At 68.1% G+C, this 17577-nt stretch carries 13 protein-coding genes; 8 read left to right on the top strand and 5 right to left on the bottom strand.

What is annotated here, in order from left to right; genetic code table 11:
* Positions 1-26: 26 nt before the first annotated feature.
* The 4 genes from ACZ619_RS28440 to ACZ619_RS28425 all read right to left on the bottom strand — a co-directional run bounded on the left by ACZ619_RS28440 (position 27) and on the right by ACZ619_RS28425 (position 4158).
* Positions 27-1007, bottom strand: a complete 981-nt coding sequence (locus tag ACZ619_RS28440) for an NAD(P)H-dependent flavin oxidoreductase (RefSeq protein ID WP_469604634.1) — start codon at positions 1005-1007, stop codon at positions 27-29.
* A gap of 59 nt (positions 1008-1066) precedes the next feature.
* On the bottom strand, positions 1067-2122 hold the full coding sequence (locus ACZ619_RS28435; RefSeq protein ID WP_469604631.1) for an MBL fold metallo-hydrolase: 1056 nt from the start codon (positions 2120-2122) through the stop codon (positions 1067-1069).
* Positions 2123-2224: 102 nt separating this feature from the next.
* Complete coding sequence (locus ACZ619_RS28430; protein WP_469604629.1) at positions 2225-2977, bottom strand: enoyl-CoA hydratase/isomerase family protein; 753 nt, start codon at positions 2975-2977, stop codon at positions 2225-2227.
* The gene (locus tag ACZ619_RS28425; RefSeq protein ID WP_469604627.1) at positions 2974-4158 is read right to left on the bottom strand and encodes a thiolase family protein; all 1185 of its coding nucleotides are present in this window, start codon (positions 4156-4158) and stop codon (positions 2974-2976) included. Before ACZ619_RS28425 ends, ACZ619_RS28430 begins: the two co-directional genes overlap by 4 nt.
* Positions 4159-4364: 206 nt before the next feature.
* Here ACZ619_RS28425 and ACZ619_RS28420 point away from each other — a divergent pair, with 206 nt between their 5' ends.
* The 8 genes from ACZ619_RS28420 (at position 4365) to ACZ619_RS28385 (ending at position 14682) form a co-directional block, all read left to right on the top strand.
* Positions 4365-5318, top strand: coding sequence for an LLM class flavin-dependent oxidoreductase (locus tag ACZ619_RS28420; protein WP_469604624.1), 954 nt, complete (start codon positions 4365-4367; stop codon positions 5316-5318).
* 121 nt (positions 5319-5439) lie between these two features.
* Positions 5440-7206 carry a flavin-containing monooxygenase gene (locus ACZ619_RS28415; RefSeq protein ID WP_469604621.1) on the top strand — a complete coding sequence of 589 codons (1767 nt, stop codon included), beginning with the start codon at positions 5440-5442 and terminating at the stop codon, positions 7204-7206.
* 73 nt (positions 7207-7279) lie between these two features.
* Positions 7280-7963, top strand: coding sequence for a 3-oxoacid CoA-transferase subunit A (locus tag ACZ619_RS28410; RefSeq protein ID WP_469605009.1), 684 nt, complete (start codon positions 7280-7282; stop codon positions 7961-7963).
* Between the two features lies 1 nt (position 7964).
* A complete protein-coding gene (locus tag ACZ619_RS28405; protein WP_469604618.1) occupies positions 7965-8597 on the top strand; it encodes a 3-oxoacid CoA-transferase subunit B in 633 nt (210 codons plus the stop codon).
* A gap of 458 nt (positions 8598-9055) precedes the next feature.
* Positions 9056-10621: an ABC transporter substrate-binding protein gene (locus ACZ619_RS28400; protein ID WP_469604615.1), complete on the top strand. Its 1566-nt coding sequence runs from the start codon at positions 9056-9058 to the stop codon at positions 10619-10621.
* Between the two features lie 114 nt (positions 10622-10735).
* Positions 10736-11683, top strand: coding sequence for an ABC transporter permease (locus tag ACZ619_RS28395; RefSeq protein ID WP_469604612.1), 948 nt, complete (start codon positions 10736-10738; stop codon positions 11681-11683).
* Complete coding sequence (locus tag ACZ619_RS28390) at positions 11680-13587, top strand: dipeptide/oligopeptide/nickel ABC transporter permease/ATP-binding protein (RefSeq protein WP_469604609.1); 1908 nt, start codon at positions 11680-11682, stop codon at positions 13585-13587. The genes ACZ619_RS28395 and ACZ619_RS28390 overlap by 4 nt, the downstream gene beginning before the upstream one ends.
* 123 nt (positions 13588-13710) lie before the next feature.
* Complete coding sequence (locus tag ACZ619_RS28385; RefSeq protein WP_469604607.1) at positions 13711-14682, top strand: ABC transporter ATP-binding protein; 972 nt, start codon at positions 13711-13713, stop codon at positions 14680-14682.
* A gap of 566 nt (positions 14683-15248) precedes the next feature.
* Here the strand turns inward: ACZ619_RS28385 and ACZ619_RS28380 are convergent.
* On the bottom strand, positions 15249-16841 hold the full coding sequence (locus ACZ619_RS28380) for an MFS transporter (protein ID WP_469604605.1): 1593 nt from the start codon (positions 16839-16841) through the stop codon (positions 15249-15251).
* Positions 16842-17577: the final 736 nt, after the last annotated feature.

The following is a 17577-nucleotide window of genomic DNA, read 5'->3' as shown; positions in this document are numbered from 1 at the left end:
CGGACGCCAACCGCCGTCCGGACAGCTCAGGCACCGACGAGGGCCGGCAGCCGCTTGACCATGATCTGCTCGGCCTCGGTCATGATCCTCGTGACGACACGGGCACAGGTGTCGACGGAGTCGATCAGACCCTGGGTCTGTCCGGCCCACCACATACCGCCCTCCACGTCACCTCCCGCGAGCACGTTGGTGCGACCGCGTACGCCGGACGCCAGCCCGGCCACATCCGCGAACGTGGCTCCGGGACGCTCGGAGATCTCGACGATCTGCTCGGAGACGCTGTTGCGCGCCACACGCGCGGTGTTGCGGAAGTTCCGGAAGACCAGGACGGTGTCGCGCTCGTCGTTGGCGACGATCCGCTGTTTGACGTTGTCGTGGACGGGTGCCTCGGTGGTCGCCATGAACCGGGTGCCCATGTTGACGGCCTCCGCCCCGAGCGCGAGGGCCGCGACGAGGCCGGCACCGGTGGCCATGCCGCCCGAGGCGATCACCGGCACCGCGAGTCGCCGCGCGGCCGCGGGGATGAGAACGAGCCCCGGTACGTCGTCCTCACCGGGGTGCCCGGCGCACTCGAAGCCGTCGATGCTCACGGCGTCGACGCCCTTGCGCTCGGCCGAGACGGCGTGCCGGACACTGGTGGCCTTGTGGATGACCTTGACGCCGGCCTTCTTGAAGTCCGGCAGATGGGGCTCGGGGCTGGAGCCCGCGGTCTCGACGACCTTGACACCCGACTCGACGATGACGGCCCGGTACTCGTCGTAGGGCACCGGGTTGATGGTGGGCAGGATGGTCAGGTTGACGCCGAAAGGCCGGTCGGTGAGGTCGCGTGTGCGGTGGATCTCCGTCGCCAGGGCCTCCGGTGTGGGCTGGGTCAGCGCGGTGAGGAACCCCAGCGCCCCGGCGTTGGCCACGGCCGAGATCAGCTCGGCGGTGCCCAGGCCGGTCATCCCACCGCAGACGATGGGGTGTTCGACGCCGAACATCTCGGTGACGCGGGTGCGGATCATGTGCCTTCCCTTTCCTGGCGCCGAGGGCGCCGATGGCTGTGCGGCGCACTGCCGCACCGTCAGGTCCCGGCCGCGGCGAACAGGACCGTCCCGTCCACCACTTCGCGAGCGGCACGTCCCCCGAGGACGAGGAGTTCGAGGTGTGCCTTGGTCTCCAGGGCGGCCAGCCGCTGGTTGAACCCGTCCAACTCCACGAACGACCTCTGTCGCCGCGTCCAGGGCAGCCCCGCGGCGACGGCGGCGGCCGTCGCGCCGGACGCGGTCAGCAGGTCGGCGCACTGGCCGAGCCGGTGCCCGTGCAGCGCGAGGAGTTCGTCCACCCGGGCATGGCTGGACGCGGTGACCGGTCCGTGGGCGGGCAGCAGACGCAGGTCGGGCAGACTGCGCACCCGCCGCAGCGACTCCAGGAAGCTGCCCAGCGGATCGTCCGGCAGCGGGAAGCTGAACCCGATCGACGGGGTGATGGTGGGCAGCACATGGTCGCCGGCGAAGAGCAGACCGGCCCGGCGGTCGGCGAACACATAGTGGCCCGGGGTGTGTCCGGGTGTCGGCACCGCGTCGAGGACACGTGACCCGACCTCGAACGTGGTCTCGCCGTCGATCCACCGGTCGGGTTCCCGCCACTCCCCCGGATCCGGCTTCGGCCGCTCGCCGGCGCTCATGAGGTCCGCCGCGCCCGCGGACACGAACGCGTCCCGCATCGTCCGCGCGAAGTACTGGTCGTCGCCGTTGATCAGGCCCAGGGCCGGCTCCTCGCCGCGGCCGAGCACGACCGTGGCGCCGTACTCCTGCGCGAGGACAGAGGCCATCGTGTAGTGATCGCGGTGCACATGGGTCACGAGGAACGTACGGATGTCCCGCAGGGTGTGACCGAGGCACCTGAGGCTCCGGGTGAGCACGTCGCGCGCGCTCTCGACGGCCCAACCGCCGTCGACGAGCGTGAGGCCCGCCTCGGTCTCCAGCAGATAGACGTTGACGGCCTTCAGCCCGTCGGCGGGCAGGGGCAGCGGGATACGGAACACACCGTCGGCGACGGGCCAGGCGCCTTCCGCCGTCCAGAGGAGCCCGGAGTCCGGGGAGACGGCCCGTGCCGTGGACGCGTGGTCGGTCGACATCGCCTCCCCTTTCACCGAGGTACGGGGGGAATTCCGGGCGCGACGGCCCTTGTCGCGTTCAGCAGCACTGTGAAACCTCTCTGTTCTCGGGGGTACGGCCCGTCACCGCTCGGTGAACGCCCTGATCAGTCGCTGGGCCTCGGGGGTCGAGACCGAGGCGGAGATGGTCGCGGCCTCGTCCCGGGCGTGCAGGTCGCGCGGCAGGTCGTAGCCCGTGCGGAGCAGACGTCGGGCCTGTCCCAGCGCCTGCGCGGGCCCGTTCGCCACGGCGGCGGCGATCTCGTACGCGGTCGCGGCCGGGTCCTCGGAGACCGAGGTCACCAGCCCCCACTCCTGCGCCTGCGCCGCCGTGAGGGTCTGCCGCCCGACTGTCATGGCCAGTGCCCGGCGCAGACCGACCACCCGCGGAAGGAGATAGGAGACCCCGCAGTCGGGCGTGAGCCCGATCTCGGCGTACGCCATCGTGTACTTCGCCGTCGGTGCGGACACCACGATGTCCGAGGCGAGCACGAGGGCCAGCCCGGCACCGGCGGCAGCCCCTTGCACGGCGGTGACGACCGGCTTGCGCAGGACCGAGAGCCGGCGGACCTGTGCCTCCAGGACCGTCGCCAGCTCCAGCAGGTACTCCGCCGGATCGTCGCCCGCCAGGAACGAGGACACGTCGCCCCCGCCGCAGAACCGGGTGCCGGCTCCCGTCAGCAGAACGGCCCGGACGTCGTCGGCCTCGACGCGGTCCATGGCGGAGCCGAAGGCGTGGGCCATGGGGAGGTCGAAGGCGTTGGCCCGGTCCGGCCGGTCGAGCGTGACGCGGGCGACACCGCCGTCGAGGTCGACCCGGACGAGTTCGTCGCTCATGCGGCCCGCCGGAACAGTGCCGCGAGTGCCTGGCCGCCGCCGATGCACATGGAGACGACCCCCCACTCACCGTCGGTGCGGGCCAGGTGCTTGGCGACCCGCAGGGTCAGGTTCGCTCCGGTGGCGCCGACGGGGTGGCCGAGCGCGATCGCCCCGCCGTAGGGGTTGGTCCGCTCGGGGTCGAGCTTGGCGTCGCGTATCACCGCCACGGCCTGGGAGGCGAAGGCCTCGTTGAGTTCCACGATGTCGATGTCCGAGGGGCGCAGGCCCGTCTGTTCGAACAGCTTGCGCAGCGCGAAGGCAGGGGCGTAGCCCATCAGTTCCGGCTCGTTCGCCGCCGTCGTGACGGCTTCGAGGGTGACCAGTCCCGTCAGGCCGCGTTCGGCGGCGACCGACTCGCGGGCGAGCACCACGGCCGCCGCGCCGTCGTTGATGCCCGAGGCGTTGCCGGCCGTGACGGTGCCGCCCTCGGTGAACGCCGGGCGGAGCTTCGCCAGGATCTCCAGGGTGGTCCCGGGCCTGGGGTGCTCGTCCTCCGTCACGGTGTGGGGCTTCCGGCCGCCCACCTCCACCGGCACGATCTCCTCGGCGAAGGCGGCCTTCGCACGGTCCGACGCGGCGCGTTGCTGCGAGACGAGGGCGAACTCGTCCTGGGCCTGCCGCGAGATGTCGTACCGCCGGGCCACGTTCTCGGCGGTGACGCCCATGTGGATGTCGTGGAACGGGTCTGTCAGCATCATGACGGTGCCGTCGACCAGGGTGCGGTCGCCCAGTCGGTAGCCGTTGCGGGCGCCGAAGTCGTAGAAGGGCATGCGGGACATGGACTCGTCGCCCCCGGCCAGCGCGAAGTCCACGCCGCCCCAGCGCATCTGCATGGCCGCGGCCCAGATCGCCTGCAGCCCGGAGCCGCAGAGCCGGTTGACCGTATGGGCGGGCGTGCTCACGGGCAGGCCCGCGGTGAGGGCGACCCGACGGGCGTTGAAGGCGTCGGGCCCGACCTGGCCGATGCATCCGAACACGACCTCGTCGATGTCGTCCGCGGCCACCGTCGCCCGGTCGAGTGCGGCCTTGGCGGCGACCGCACCCAACTCGAAGCCGGGGACGTCCTTGAAGACTCCCCCAAAGCTGCCGATCGGGGTCCGGGCGCCGTCGAGGACGACGATCTTCTCTGTGTTGGACACGGCCATGGAACTCCTTGCGTGTGACGGCTCAGACGTTGCGGCAGTGGGCACACAGGCCACGCTCTAAAGTAATACACTACTTTACGGCGACCATCGGCACGTGATTGACATCACTCCGTCACATTCCTAAAGTAATGCACTACTTTAGAGCGGCGATCGGGCGACGCCGCTGAAGGAGGCACTCCGTGTTCAACTTCGCTTTTGACATGCGAACCGCGCCGTTCGGCGCACCAACCCAGGAGCTCTACCGAGCCGCCCGCGAACTCACCGCGTACGCCGAGCAGCACGGCCTGGCGGGAGTCACCGTGAGCGAACACCACGCCTCCGGCGACGACTACCTCCCCTCGCCGCTCCTGCTGGCGAGCGCGCTCGCCGCGACGACGTCGAAGGTCCAGATCAGCGTGTCCGCCTTGATCCTGCCCCTGTGGGAGCCGCTGCGGCTCGCCGAGGAGATGTGCGTCCTGGACAACCTGAGCGGAGGCCGGGTGTCCTACACGGCCGCGATCGGATACCGGCCGGAGGAGTACACCCTCTTCGACGTCGAGTTCCGTCGGCGGGGACGCATCGCGGACCAGAAGCTGGAACTGCTGCTGCGGGCGAAGACCGGGGAACCCTTCGAGCACGACGGACGGCAGCTGCGGATCGAGCCGGCGCCGGTCACCCCGGGCGGACCCGTCGTGCGCTGGGGCGGCGGCTCGGTGGCCGCGGCGCGCAGGGCCGGCCGGTTCGGGCTCGACATGCGCTGCCAGGGAGGGGACGCCGCCGTCCTCCAGGCCGCCTACCTGGCGGCCTGCGAGGAGCACGGCATGCGGCCGGGAACCTGTACGGTCCCGGACACGGAGAGCGCGGCCTTCATCTTGGTCGCCGAGGACGTCGACCAGGCCTGGCAGGTCGCGGGTCCGCACCTGCTCCACCACGCCCGCAAGTACGCCGAGTGGTCCGTGGGGAACCCGACGGCGCTGATGTCCTCCGCCACCACCGTGGACGAACTGCGGGCGGAACGCGGCGCGTATCGCATCTTGACGGTGGACGAGGCGGTCGAGCGCATTCGTGCGGGCCGGGGGCTGTTCACGAGCCCTCTCATCGGGGGGCTGCCGCCGGACGCCGCGTGGGGTTTCGTGCGGTGCCTGGCCGAGCGGGTCGTGCCGGCGCTCGGCTGACCATCGGCCCGCGGCCTCCCCACGGGCCCCATCCGACCGTGCGGCGCGGGGGCGGGGATGCCGGCACGCCTTCCCCGTGCCGTGCGCGGCACACGTCCTGCTTCACCGAGGCCCTCAGGAGATGGAAGTGCCAGACACCACAGCACTGGACGAGGTCCGCGCACGCTACGCGGCCGAGCGGGCCCGGCGGCTGCGCTCCGACGGCAGCGGACAGTACGGCTACGTCGAGCAGATGGACGACCCGTGGGCCGGCCCGGTGGAGCGAGAGAGTCTGCACGACGAGGTCGACGTCGTGGTGCTCGGCGCCGGTCTCGCGGGGTTGACCTGCGGTGCCGAACTGCGCAAGCGGGGCGTCGAGCGGATCCGCCTGATCGACCGTGCCGGGGACGTCGGCGGAACCTGGTACTGGAACCGGTACCCGGCCGCCCAGTGCGACATCGAGTCCTACCTCTATCTGCCGTTGCTGGAGGAGATGGGGTACACACCGACGGAACGCTACGTCTACCAGCCGGAGATCCTGGAGCACTGCCGGTCGATAGCCCGCCGTTTCGATCTCTACCGGGACGCCTGCTTCCAGACCGAGGTGGTCGACGCGGAATGGGACGACGAGGAGTCCAGGTGGACCGTCCGCACCGACCGCGGTGACGAGATCCGCACCCGGTTCCTCGTACTGGGCGGCGGCGTTCTCCAGCGGCCCAAGCTGCCCGGCATAGCGGGGCTGGAGGACTTCCAGGGCGCCGTCTTCCACTCCAGCCGCTGGGACTACGGCTACACCGGGGGCGAGCCCGGCCCGAACGGCGGCGGGCTGCCGAACCTGGCGGACAAACGGGTCGGACTCATCGGAACGGGCGCGACCGGATTGCAGGTCGTCGCGCCGGTCGCGCAGGCGGCGGAACACCTCTACGTCTTCCAGCGGACGCCGGTGGTGGTGCTGGAGCGGGACAACCGCCCCACGGACCCGGAGTGGGCCGCGGGACTGACACCCGGCTGGCAGCGCGAGCGGATGTTCGCCTTCAACGAGCGGACCGTCGACCTCTCCGCCCCGGACCTGGTCCAGGATTCCTGGACCCGTTCCATCTTTCCGGCCCTTGTCAGCCACAACCGTGGTCTCTTCGGGAGCGAGGAGGATCGGGCGCGGGCGGAGCTGGACGATTTCGCCGCCATGGAGGCCGCCCGTGCGCGGATCGCCTCGATCGTCGAGGACCCGGCCACCGCGGCCGCACTGATGCCGAACTTCCGGTTGCTGTGCAAGCGACCCTCCTTCCACGACGAGTACCTGGCCACGTTCAACCGGCCCGACGTCACCCTCGTGGACACCAGGGGTCTGGGCGTGGAGAAGGCGACGCCCACCGGACTGATCGTCGACGGCCGGGAGATCGAGCTGGACTGCGTGATCCTGGCGACCGGGTTCGACCTCGGCCGCGGTCTGCTCCGGGCGTGGGGAGTCGATCCCGTCGGCCGGGACGGCGTACGGCTGAGCGGTCACTGGAGCGGTGGCATGCGCACCTTGCACGGAGTCCAGACCCATGGCTTCCCGAACTGCTTCCTCAACGCCGCCACACAGGTCGCCGCACCGGTCTACAACTTCACCAGCAACATCCTGGAGATCAGCGAGCACATCGCCTACGTGATCGACGAGGCGAGGTCCCGGGGCGTCGAGCGCGTCGAGTGCACCACGGCGGCGGAGGACGGCTGGCTGGGTGTCCTGGGGCAGACCCCGGAACCGCTGGTGCGGTTCCGCCAGGACTGCACCCCGGGCTACCTCAACAACGAGGGCCAGGTCCGGCCGGGCCCGTCCATGGCCTTCCTGCACGGGCCGAACGCGTTCTACCGCATCCTGCGGGAGTGGCGTGCGGACGGCGACCTGCCCGGACTGGAGCTCACATGAGGCGAACACCGTCTGGCCGGCTCGGCGCGCAGGGCGGCCTCGACGCCGTGGGAAAGGGGAGCGTGTGAGCGCCATGACGTACGACACCGTCGACGAGGCGGTCGCGGGCATCGAGGACGGGGCCACCGTACTGGTCGGTGGCTTCGGTCTGGCCGGTATGCCGTTCGACCTCATCGACGGCCTGATCCGGCAGGGCGCCACCGACCTCACCATCGTGTCCAACAACGCGGGCAACGGCGAGGTCGGTCTGGCGGCACTGCTGAAGGCCGGCCGGGTGCGGAAGGTCGTCTGCTCCTTTCCGCGCCAGGTCGACTCCTACATCTTCGACGCCCTCTACCGGGAGGGACGCATCGAACTGGAGGTGGTCCCCCAGGGCAACCTGGCGGAACGGATGCGGGCGGCCGGTGCGGGGATCGGCGCCTTCTACTGCCCGACCGGCGTCGGCACACCCCTGGCGGAGGGCAAGGAGACACGGGTGATCGACGGCCGCACCCACGTCCTCGAACACCCCATCCGCGGTGACGTCGCCCTCATCAGCGCCCACCGGGCCGACGCCCTCGGCAACCTGGTCTACCGCAAGACCGCACGGAACTTCGCGCCCGTGATGGCCACGGCCGCGACCACCACGATCGTCCAGGTCAGCGAGGTGGTTCCGGTCGGGACACTCGACCCGGAGTCGGTGGTCACCCCCAACATCTACGTCAACCGAGTGGTCCGGGTCGACGCACGCCGCTACACCGTCGAGGGGGCTCGCTGAGATGCCGTTGACACCTGACGAACTCGCCGCCTGGGTCGCCGCCGACATCCCCGAGGGCGCCTACGTCAACCTCGGCGTCGGGCAGCCCACCAAGGTCGCCGACCATCTGCCGCCCGAGCGCGGGGTGATCCTGCACACCGAGAACGGCCTGCTGGGCATGGGCCCCGCCGCCGTGGGCGACGAGATCGACCCCGATCTCACCAACGCGGGCAAGGTGCCCGTGACGGAACTGCCGGGCGCGGCGTACTTCCACCACGCCGACTCGTTCGCGATGATGCGCGGCGGTCACCTGGACGTGTGCGTACTGGGCGCGTTCCAGGTGAGCGCGACCGGCGACCTGGCCAACTGGCACACCGGTGAGCCCGACGCCATTCCCGCCGTCGGCGGCGCGATGGACCTGGCGATCGGGGCGAAGGACACCTACGTGATGATGACGCTCTTCACGAAGAGCGGTGTCCCCAAGCTCGTGCCACGCTGCACCTACCCGCTCACCGGCGTCGGCTGTGTCAGCCGCGTCTACACCGACCTCGCCGTCTTCGACCTCAGCCCCACCGGTGCGGTGGTGCGCGAGTGCTTCGGCGTCACCGTGGACGAACTCCGGGCGCGCCTGGGCCCCGACGTACCGCTCGCCTGAGGCCGTGCCCTGCATGGTGACGCCGGCCATGGCGGACAGGTGGGAGGCAGGGGCGACGGACGAGTGCGGCGAGTTACGCAGGGCCGGCCTGACGACCGCCCGGCCAGGTCGGCCAGGTCGGCCAGGTCGGCCATGGTCTCCAGCAACGGCTGGAAGCGCGGTTCGATGGCCTGGAGTATCGAATCCGAGATCTGGGGCACGCGTCGGCCCCAGGAGGGCAGCCAGGCTTTCTGGCGATCCGTCATCTGGCCGCCGGGCGCCGCATCGCGGCGTCTCGCCGGCCAGTCACTGGACCTTGACAAGTACACTACATCGATAGATGGTAACTAACTAATGTTAGTTCGCATGTCGGATGTCGCGCCATCGCCACATCGCCATCGCCGAGACGTCGTCGCCCAAACGCCATCGGCATCGATGCCTCCCGGTCGCAGTCGCGCCACGATACGGAGACTCAGAGAATGAGCCGAACACTCCGCCTGGTAACAGCTGCTCTTGCCCTCTCGTTTTCCGCTGGAACCACCCTGACCGGATGTGCTGCCGGTGCCGGGGGTGGTTCAGGAGCCATCAACCCCTCCGGCGTGTTGAAGTACGGGTTCCCGATGCCGGCGGCCGGACTTCACCTGGATCCCGCCAAATCCCAGATCAACACCGACTTCTTCTACTACAAGCTTGTCTACGGCACTTTGCTGCGCGAATCCGCGGACGGTACTTTCACTCCGTGGATGGCCAGGAATGTCGAGGTTGTGGACCCGGCCACCGTGAGGATCTCGCTGCGACCTGGCGTCCGTTTCAGCGATGGATCTTCTTTCGACGCGGCGGCGGTCAAGACCGGCCTTCTGCGCAACCACAGTCCGCTGACCCCGGCCGCCCAGGCATCCCTCGATCCTGGAATCAGGGCGCTGAAGAGCGTAGAGGTGGTCAATCCGCTGACGGTCGTCGTGCATCTCGACCGACCGATCGCCGGAGAATTCTACGCCGAACTGTCGATGCGCCCCGGCGCCATTGTGTCGCCGAAACAGCTTGCGACCCGTCCCGGCCAGATCGACTCGATTCCCGTCGGCGCGGGCCCGTTCACCGTCACGAAGAACGTGACGGGGCAGCTCATATCCTTCCGGAAGAGCCAGAAATACTGGGACGCGCCCACCGAGAAGTTGGGCGGCGTCGACGTCGTCAACACGCCGACCGGTCCACAGTATGCCAACGGCCTTCTTTCCGGGCAATTGGACTGGGCGAGCTATGTGTCGGTGGGCAGTGCGGCCAGCATCAAGGCCAACGGGAAATACGCGACTCGGGAGTTCAACACGTCCCCCATCTACTTGGAGATGTGCACCTCGAAGCCGCCGTTCGACAACGAGAAGTTCCGCCAGGCTGTCCAGGTCGGCATTGATCGAAAGCGCTTCTCCACCCTCGTCTACGGAGGGCTCGCGAAGCCGGTCTATGGTCCTGTCGGCGAGGCCGATAAAGCATTCGACCCCGAGCTGAAGAAGATCATCACGTACGATCCCGGCAAGGCGAAGGCCCTCCTCGCCGAATCCGGTGTTACGGATCCGGCGGTGAGCTTGCACTATCCTGTTACTGCGGTGAATGTTGGCCCCGCCGCGGAGGCGCTGCAGGCGCAGCTGGAAAAATTGGGTGTCAAGGTCGACGTCACGGGTGATGCCGATTACCGGGGCTCCTTTGTCGTGCCGCAGAAACCCGGCGCATTTCTGGCACCCGTGGTCGGAATGGCCACTTATGGCCAGTTCTACTTCGAGTTCGGTGCCGATGGTTACGGGGTGCTGTGCGGAGCAGATCGCCCCGATGTCATGAAGGACGTCAATGAGGCGGCGCGCTTCGCGCCGGACGACCCGAAGGCGATTGCCGCCCTGAGGAAGGCCTCCAGGCTGGTCGCCGACCACGCCTACCTGATTCCCGTCACTTCGTGGCCGACGGTTCAGGGATGGAACACGGGACGCGTCGCAGGCACTCCCGTGTTCGACGGGTTCGGTTACCTGAACTTCGACTCGGTCTATATCCAGGATTAGTTACCCGATGGCCTGTTCGGTGCCGCGCCCCTGAGACGACCGGGCTCGGTTCCCGGTCTCGGGCTGGCGAACCGGTGATGCGCGACGGACGCCACCGAAAGGTGAGTGATGTACATGTTCCGGATGATTATCAGGCGCCTTTCAATCTCCATACCCCTGCTTCTGGTCATGTCGTTCCTGGTGTTCAGCCTGGTAACGCTTATTCCCGGGGATGCCGCAACAACGATTGCCGGAGGCGGCAGTGCGCCTCCCCGGACGATAGCTCGGATTCGTCGGGAGCTGCACTTGGATGAACCTTTTCTTGGGCAATACACCACTTGGCTCAAGGGGGCGGCACATTTCGACTTCGGCCAGTCGCTCGTCTCGGGGCGACCGGTGGTCGACGACCTTCGCGAACGTATTCCTGTCACCCTGGGCCTCGCGTTCGCCGTCTTCATGATCGTCATTCCGCTGGCGCTGGCGTTCGGTACGATCGGCGGCCTTCACCCCGGAGGGGTTGTGGACAGGTTCCTGATGTTCACGACGAGCCTTGTGGTGTCGATGCCGCCGTTCTGGATCGCCCTTGTCCTGATCTCGGTGTTTGCTGTGAAGCTCGGCTGGGTGCCGCCATACGGTTACACCAATTTTCGAGATGACTCGCTGGGGTGGCTGCGGTCGATCGCCATGCCTGCGACAGCGTTGGCGGCCGCAGGCGTTGCCATCCTGTCGCGTCAATTGCGAGCCGGCCTCGCGGACACGATGGATACGGCGTTCATACGGACCGCCTGGGCGAAGGGCGGGAACACACGCCGTGTCGTCTTCGGCCATGCCCTGAAGAATTCCGCGACCCCCGCCGTCACTGTGCTCGGCCTCATGGTCGGCAACATCTTGGGAGCCACCGTCATCGTGGAGCAGATCTTCAACATCCCGGGAATCGGGTCTTACATGGTCACGGCAGTGAGCAGTAAGGACGTTCCGGCGATTCAGGCGACGGCCCTGGTGTTCGTGGTCGGCTACATTGTCGCGAACCTGCTGGTGGATATCACCTATGGGTACCTCAACCCGAAGGTGCGGACCTCGTGAGCGGGCGGAGCCCGGAAGGGCGGCACGGCGGCGTGGTTCGCCGGGCCGCGCGACGCTATCGCAGAGACCCTCTTGCGATGGGCGCGTTGGTGATCTTGACCCTTGTCATCCTCGCGGCGGTGCTCGCCAACGTCATCGCGCCTTATGATCCCAACGCCCAGCTGGACACCGCCCCGTTGGCCGGGCCGTCGGCATCGCACTGGTTGGGGACGGACCAACTCGGCCGCGATGTCCTCAGCCGGCTTCTGGCCGGCGCCAGGGTGAGCCTGCGGTTCAGCGTCCTGGTGGTGGTCGCCTCGATGCTGGTGGCCGTCCCGGCCGGACTGGTCGCCGGATACATCGGGGGTGTCCTCGATTCGGTCGTGATGCGGATCATGGACGGCCTTCTGAGCCTTCCTGCCCTCGTACTCGCGATCGCGATCGTCAGCATGCTGGGACCGAGCCTGCTCAACGCGGGCATCGCGATGGCGATCGTGCTGGTCCCCGGGTTCGCCCGGTTGGTCAGGGGACAAGCACTCGCGGTTCGCGAGGAGCTCTTCATCGATGCGTCCCGATCGATCGGAACCCCGACACACGTGATCATTCGACGGCATCTGCTGCCCCACGTGGTGTCGCCGCTGATGGTGCAGGCGTCCCTCTCCGTCGGTTTCGCGATCCTCATGGAGGCGGGACTGAGCTATCTCGGACTCGGCGTTCAGCCACCGACCGCCAGCTGGGGTGGGATGTTGAGCGCCGCGAACGACACCATGCTCAGCCACCCGTTCAGCGTGTTGGCACCCGGCATCGCCATCGTTCTCACCGTAGTCGCGTTCAACCAGGTCGGCGAAGGGATTCGGTCGGCCCTGGGCGCCTCCGAGACGGCGAAACGGCGGGGCCGCCCGGGCCTCACCACGGTCCGTCGCAGGACCGCGCCGCCGGTTCGCGTTCAGCAGGAACATCTGCTCGCTGTCGACGGGCTGGCCGTCGAGGTCGACGCGGAGAACGGTCCGATCCAGATACTCGACGACGTGTCGTTCTCCCTTGCGCGAGGCGAGGTTCTCGGCCTCGTGGGGGAGAGCGGCTCAGGAAAGACGGTCACCGCCCTGTCGATCATGCGGCTGCTGCCGTCGCCGCCGGCGAGGGTGATCGGAGGCTCCATCCGATTCGAGGGCAAGGATCTGCTCTCGCTCGGCTTCAACGACGTTGCGGCGCTGCGGGGCAGTGACATCGCGATGATCTTCCAGGACCCGATGTCGAGCCTCAATCCGGCGATGACCGTCGCCGACCAGGTCTCGCAAGTTGTCCGGTGGCACGAGCGAGTCTCCCGTCAGGAAGCCACTGCGCGCATGCACGAGGCCTTGGAGTCGGTCGGTATTCCGCGGCGACGGGCCTCGTCATACCCTCATGAGTTCTCTGGTGGCATGCGTCAGCGGGCGATGATCGCAATGGCCCTGGTCTGTCGTCCCCGACTGCTGATAGCCGACGAGCCGACGACCGCCCTGGATGTGACCGTTCAGGCGCAGATCCTTGAGCTTCTTCGCGAACTGCGCACCGAACTCGGGATGTCGATGCTGTTCGTGAGTCACGATCTGGGTGTCGTGGCCGACATCTGTGATCGCGTCGCGGTCATGTACGCCGGGCAGATCGTCGAGCAGGGCCCCGTTGACGAGGTGTTCCACCGGCCGCGTCACCCCTACACGATGGGTCTGTTGCGGGCCATGCCGCAACGCGTGACGCCACGCTCGCCGCTCCACGTCATCCCGGGCCAGGTGCCACAGTTCTCCGAGTGGGGAAAGGGGTGCCGACTCGCCTCCCGCTGCGGCTTCGTCCAGCCCGTATGTCGCGGTGATGTCCCCCTCGTGGAGGCCGGCGACAACCACCTCGCCCGATGCGTGCGCACCCATGAACTGACGATGACCGACTAGAGGGTGAGCCCCATGCCTGCCGAGGTGCCGACGGACAACCCGCTGATGGAGTTGAGGCATGTTTCGAAGACGTTCCCCGTACGGCAGCGTCTCCTGCGGCGAGCGCGCGGTCACGTACATGCCGTGACGGACGTCAGCCTGCAGATCTTCGCCGGCGAGTCTTTGGGACTCGTCGGTGAGTCCGGCTCCGGAAAGTCCACTCTCGGACGGCTCGCGATGCGCCTGGTGGATCCCAGCAGCGGTACGGTCCACTTCGGCGGAGGCGACGTGACTCGCCTGCGCGGACGCGGGCTGCGGCCGATGCGAGCCGAGGTGCAGACCGTGTTCCAGGACCCGTTCGCCGCCTTCGATCCGCTCCTGCCGCTTCGCGTCAGCGTCGGCGAACCGCTGGAGCTGCGCCGAGGACTTCGCGAAGGCGACCGTATGGAGCGGTTGCGCGAACTCATGCCGCTCGTCGGATTGTCGCCCGCGCACCTGGAGCGTTATCCACGAGAATTGTCCGGTGGCCAGTTGCAGCGCATGGCGATCGCCCGAGCACTGACGGTCGAGCCTCGCCTGATCATTCTCGACGAGCCCGTCTCGGCGCTCGACGTCTCCACCCAGGCGCAGGTCATCAATCTGCTGGAGGCCCTTCAACATCGCCTCGGAGTGGCGTATCTGCTCATCGCGCACAACCCCGCGCTCGTACGTCATGCGAGTGACCGGATCGCTGTCATGTACCTGGGTGAGATCGTTGAGATCGGCCCCGCCGGCGACGTCTACGACGAGCCCAGGCACCCATACACTCAGGCCCTGTTGTCCGCTGTGCCCGTCGCGGACCCTGAGGCGCAACGTACGAGGCAACGGATCGTCCTACGCGGCGACATCCCCAATCCTGCCGAACCTCCGTCGGGGTGTCGATTCCACAACCGCTGTCCACACGCGATGGAGGTCTGCGGCGAGCAGTCCCCACCGGCGTTCGTACTCTCGGACCATGCGTACGTGAGGTGCCATCTCCACACTGCCGGACCGCGGTTGGAGGGTCGCCCGGTCACCGCTCGCCCCGGTCCGAGCCTAGGTGTGACGAGTCCGAAGGAACGGTCGGGCGAGGACTGAGCACCTCAGACGTCGTTTTCTTCCCAGCCGAAGTCGTGCTTCTGGGTGCGAGGCCGGCTGCCCCGGCTGGGTGTACCCCTACTTGCGCGAAGCGGCTGCGGGTCGGCCTCGGGGCCGGGTCCTCGGACTCGGCTGTCCGACTGTTCGTGCTGGTCATCTGGGGTGGGGCTCCTGTCTCACCCAGGAAGGACAACCCGGCATACCGGGTGTCTCGGCACAGACTGACAGGGAGGGCGCCGGAAACGGTTCAGTGCGCGGTTCGGGGCGTCGGGCATGCGGTCCTCGACCGCGCAGATTCTGCTTCTCTCGTCTGCTGCCGGGGTTCCGGCGACGGTCGCCACACCTGCGTCAGGCGGCGGCGTCGGCCGGGCAGAGGTGGCCGGCCGCAGTGGCCTCGTCGAACGGCAATCGGTGGCACAGACGGCCACGGTCGCGGACGCCCGGGTCGGGGCACGGCAGCGCTGTGTCCTTCACACCCACGTAGAGCCTTCCCGAAGGCCACCAGGCGGGCCAGGCAGGCCGGGGGCGCCGCGGACGTCCCCCATGGCCTGCCTGGTGGCCTGGTGTCAGACGCCGGGGGACGCGTTGCCCAGGGGGATGGTGGGAGCGGCCTGGGTCTCACCGCTGACGTCGGCCGACCGTCTGCCGTGGGGCACCAGGAACACGACGAGCCCACCGACGGCGGTGACGGCCGCCAGGACCAGGTAGGTGGTGCGGAAGCCGGCGACGGTGTAGAAGGAGACCCCCGAGACCACGAGGGCGACCGATCCGCCCAGGATGGCGTAGGCGGCCTGGGGTATCACGGCGCTGACGACGCTGTTCACGGAGTTGCTGACGGCCATCGCGCTGGACCGCTGGTCAGGTGGGGTCGCGAGCAGCAGGAGCGCGAAGGCCGCCTCCGAGGCCAGGAAACTCCCGCCGGTCAGAGCGAAGGCGGTCATGGCGAGCGCTGGTGCGGCGGTCAGCGTGAAGGCCATCAGGACCAGTCCGAGGATGCCGAAGAGCGCGCCGATGAACATGTAGTTGCGGTAGCCGACCTTGTTCGCGGTCGCACCCAGGACCAGTCCGGTCAGGGTGACCACCACGCCGTAGGGGATCATCCAGAGCGCGATGTGGGTGGCGTCGAGACCGCGGCCGTAGGCGGCGATCTGATGAGGAGTCGCCCACTGCAAGGAGACGAGAACCAGAGCGGTGACGCTGCCGCCGAAGATCAGGACGTACCCCGCCACCGGCATCGCGGATCCTCGCTGTCTCAACAGGGACGGGTTCACCATCGGGGTCCTGGTCGACCGGCTGTGGACGTACCAGCCGACCAGCAGCGCCAGGCCGCCGCATCCGTAGACCGCAACCTGCCAGTAGGCCCAGCCGTGTGCCTGCACCTGGGAGAGTCCGAAGGAGACGCCCACCGCGCCGACACCGATCAGTGCGACACTGAGGTAGTTCACCCGGGTGCGGATCCGCATCGGGGTCTCGGGAACCACCAGCAGGGTCAGCACACCTACGACGAGCCCGAGGAGGAACTGGAACATGAAGGGAACTCGCACACTCCATCTGTCGACGAGCCATCCCGACAGCAGCGGGCCGAAGATGGTCACCACACCGGTCCCACCGAGCGCCACCGCCAGGACCAGTTGACGCGCTCGCGGCGGGAACACCTCGCGGACCAGCGGCAGCACCAGCGAGAGGTAGCCGAAGGACACACCCATCAGCACTCGGCCCAGCAGCAGGATCGTGTAGTCGGGCGCGGCATAACAGACCAGACAGCCGACGCTGGTGATCCCGACGGCGACGATCAGCACGATCTTCTTGCCGTAGATGTCGCCCAGCTTGCCCATCAGCGGCAGCGCCACTCCGCCGCTGATCGCCGTCGCCGTGATCACCCACAGGACGTTCGTGGTGTGGAACTCCTGTGCGAGGTCCGCCAGGACCGGGGTGTAGAGCAGGTTACTGAACGCGCTCTGCTCCGCCAGCAGGATCAGCGTCAGGGCGACGATCACCCACACCGCTGCGCCACGGTGTCGAAGACGCTCCAATTTCTCGGCGTTTCGCGGGACGGTATAGGCCTCGGCGACAATGTCGGATGTCTGGTAGATCTCGCGACCGAATCCGGCATCCTCGCCGGGCGCGGATTCGTGGTTCGCGTCAGGGAATTGGGGCATCAAGACTCCTCAGTTGATCCTTCGAGGGTGTTGGAACCATTTGGGGCCACCGCGTCTCGGGCGGCCATCAGGACGGACCTGCGGACTTCGGGCAGGGCGGCTTCCGACCTTTCACGGAAAAGGGTTCACCGGCGGGCCCCCGCTTCCGGGTTTCGTCATAACGACCACTGCGGAGCGCCACACCGCTCATGTAGGTCGCCTGCACAACCACGTAATCGGAAACGGCGGACACACATCGCATTCCAGATCGATGTCGGAATCAACGGTGAGATGAGGGAAAGCCATCGATTGCAGAGTCGTTGCACATCGCCCTCCTTCACGCTTGGCAAACTCCGCCGGCGGCGGTCTTCTCGTGGAGATGACGACGGTTATGCGCTCAGGCGGCTGAGTGTCGCGAGATCAGTGACGGCCATCCCGAGCCGCTGGGGTGACCTCGGAAATGATCGGCCGCACGAGCTTCCTGGTGACAGCCCACGCGTACGACCCGTGGACCATGGCCTCGCGACAGGCCGAGAACGCATCCTCGGAGCCGGCCGATCCACGCCGTAGGTCCTCGGCTGGTCCGCCCGGTGGGCGAGGATGCCTTGTTCCGTGGCCGCCGGTCCTCGACCGAGAGAACTGCCGCCACGTCGAGCGATCAGTGATTCCTAATGCTGTCTGTCAAGCCGCGAGAGCGGTGGGTGGTACGGGTTCGTAGGTCCGTCCGTCGCGCAGGAGGGCCCAGAGGACGTTGACG

This window comes from Streptomyces sp. NPDC104367, from assembly GCF_055583825.1.
This window is presented reverse-complemented; position numbering and strand designations above follow the sequence as displayed.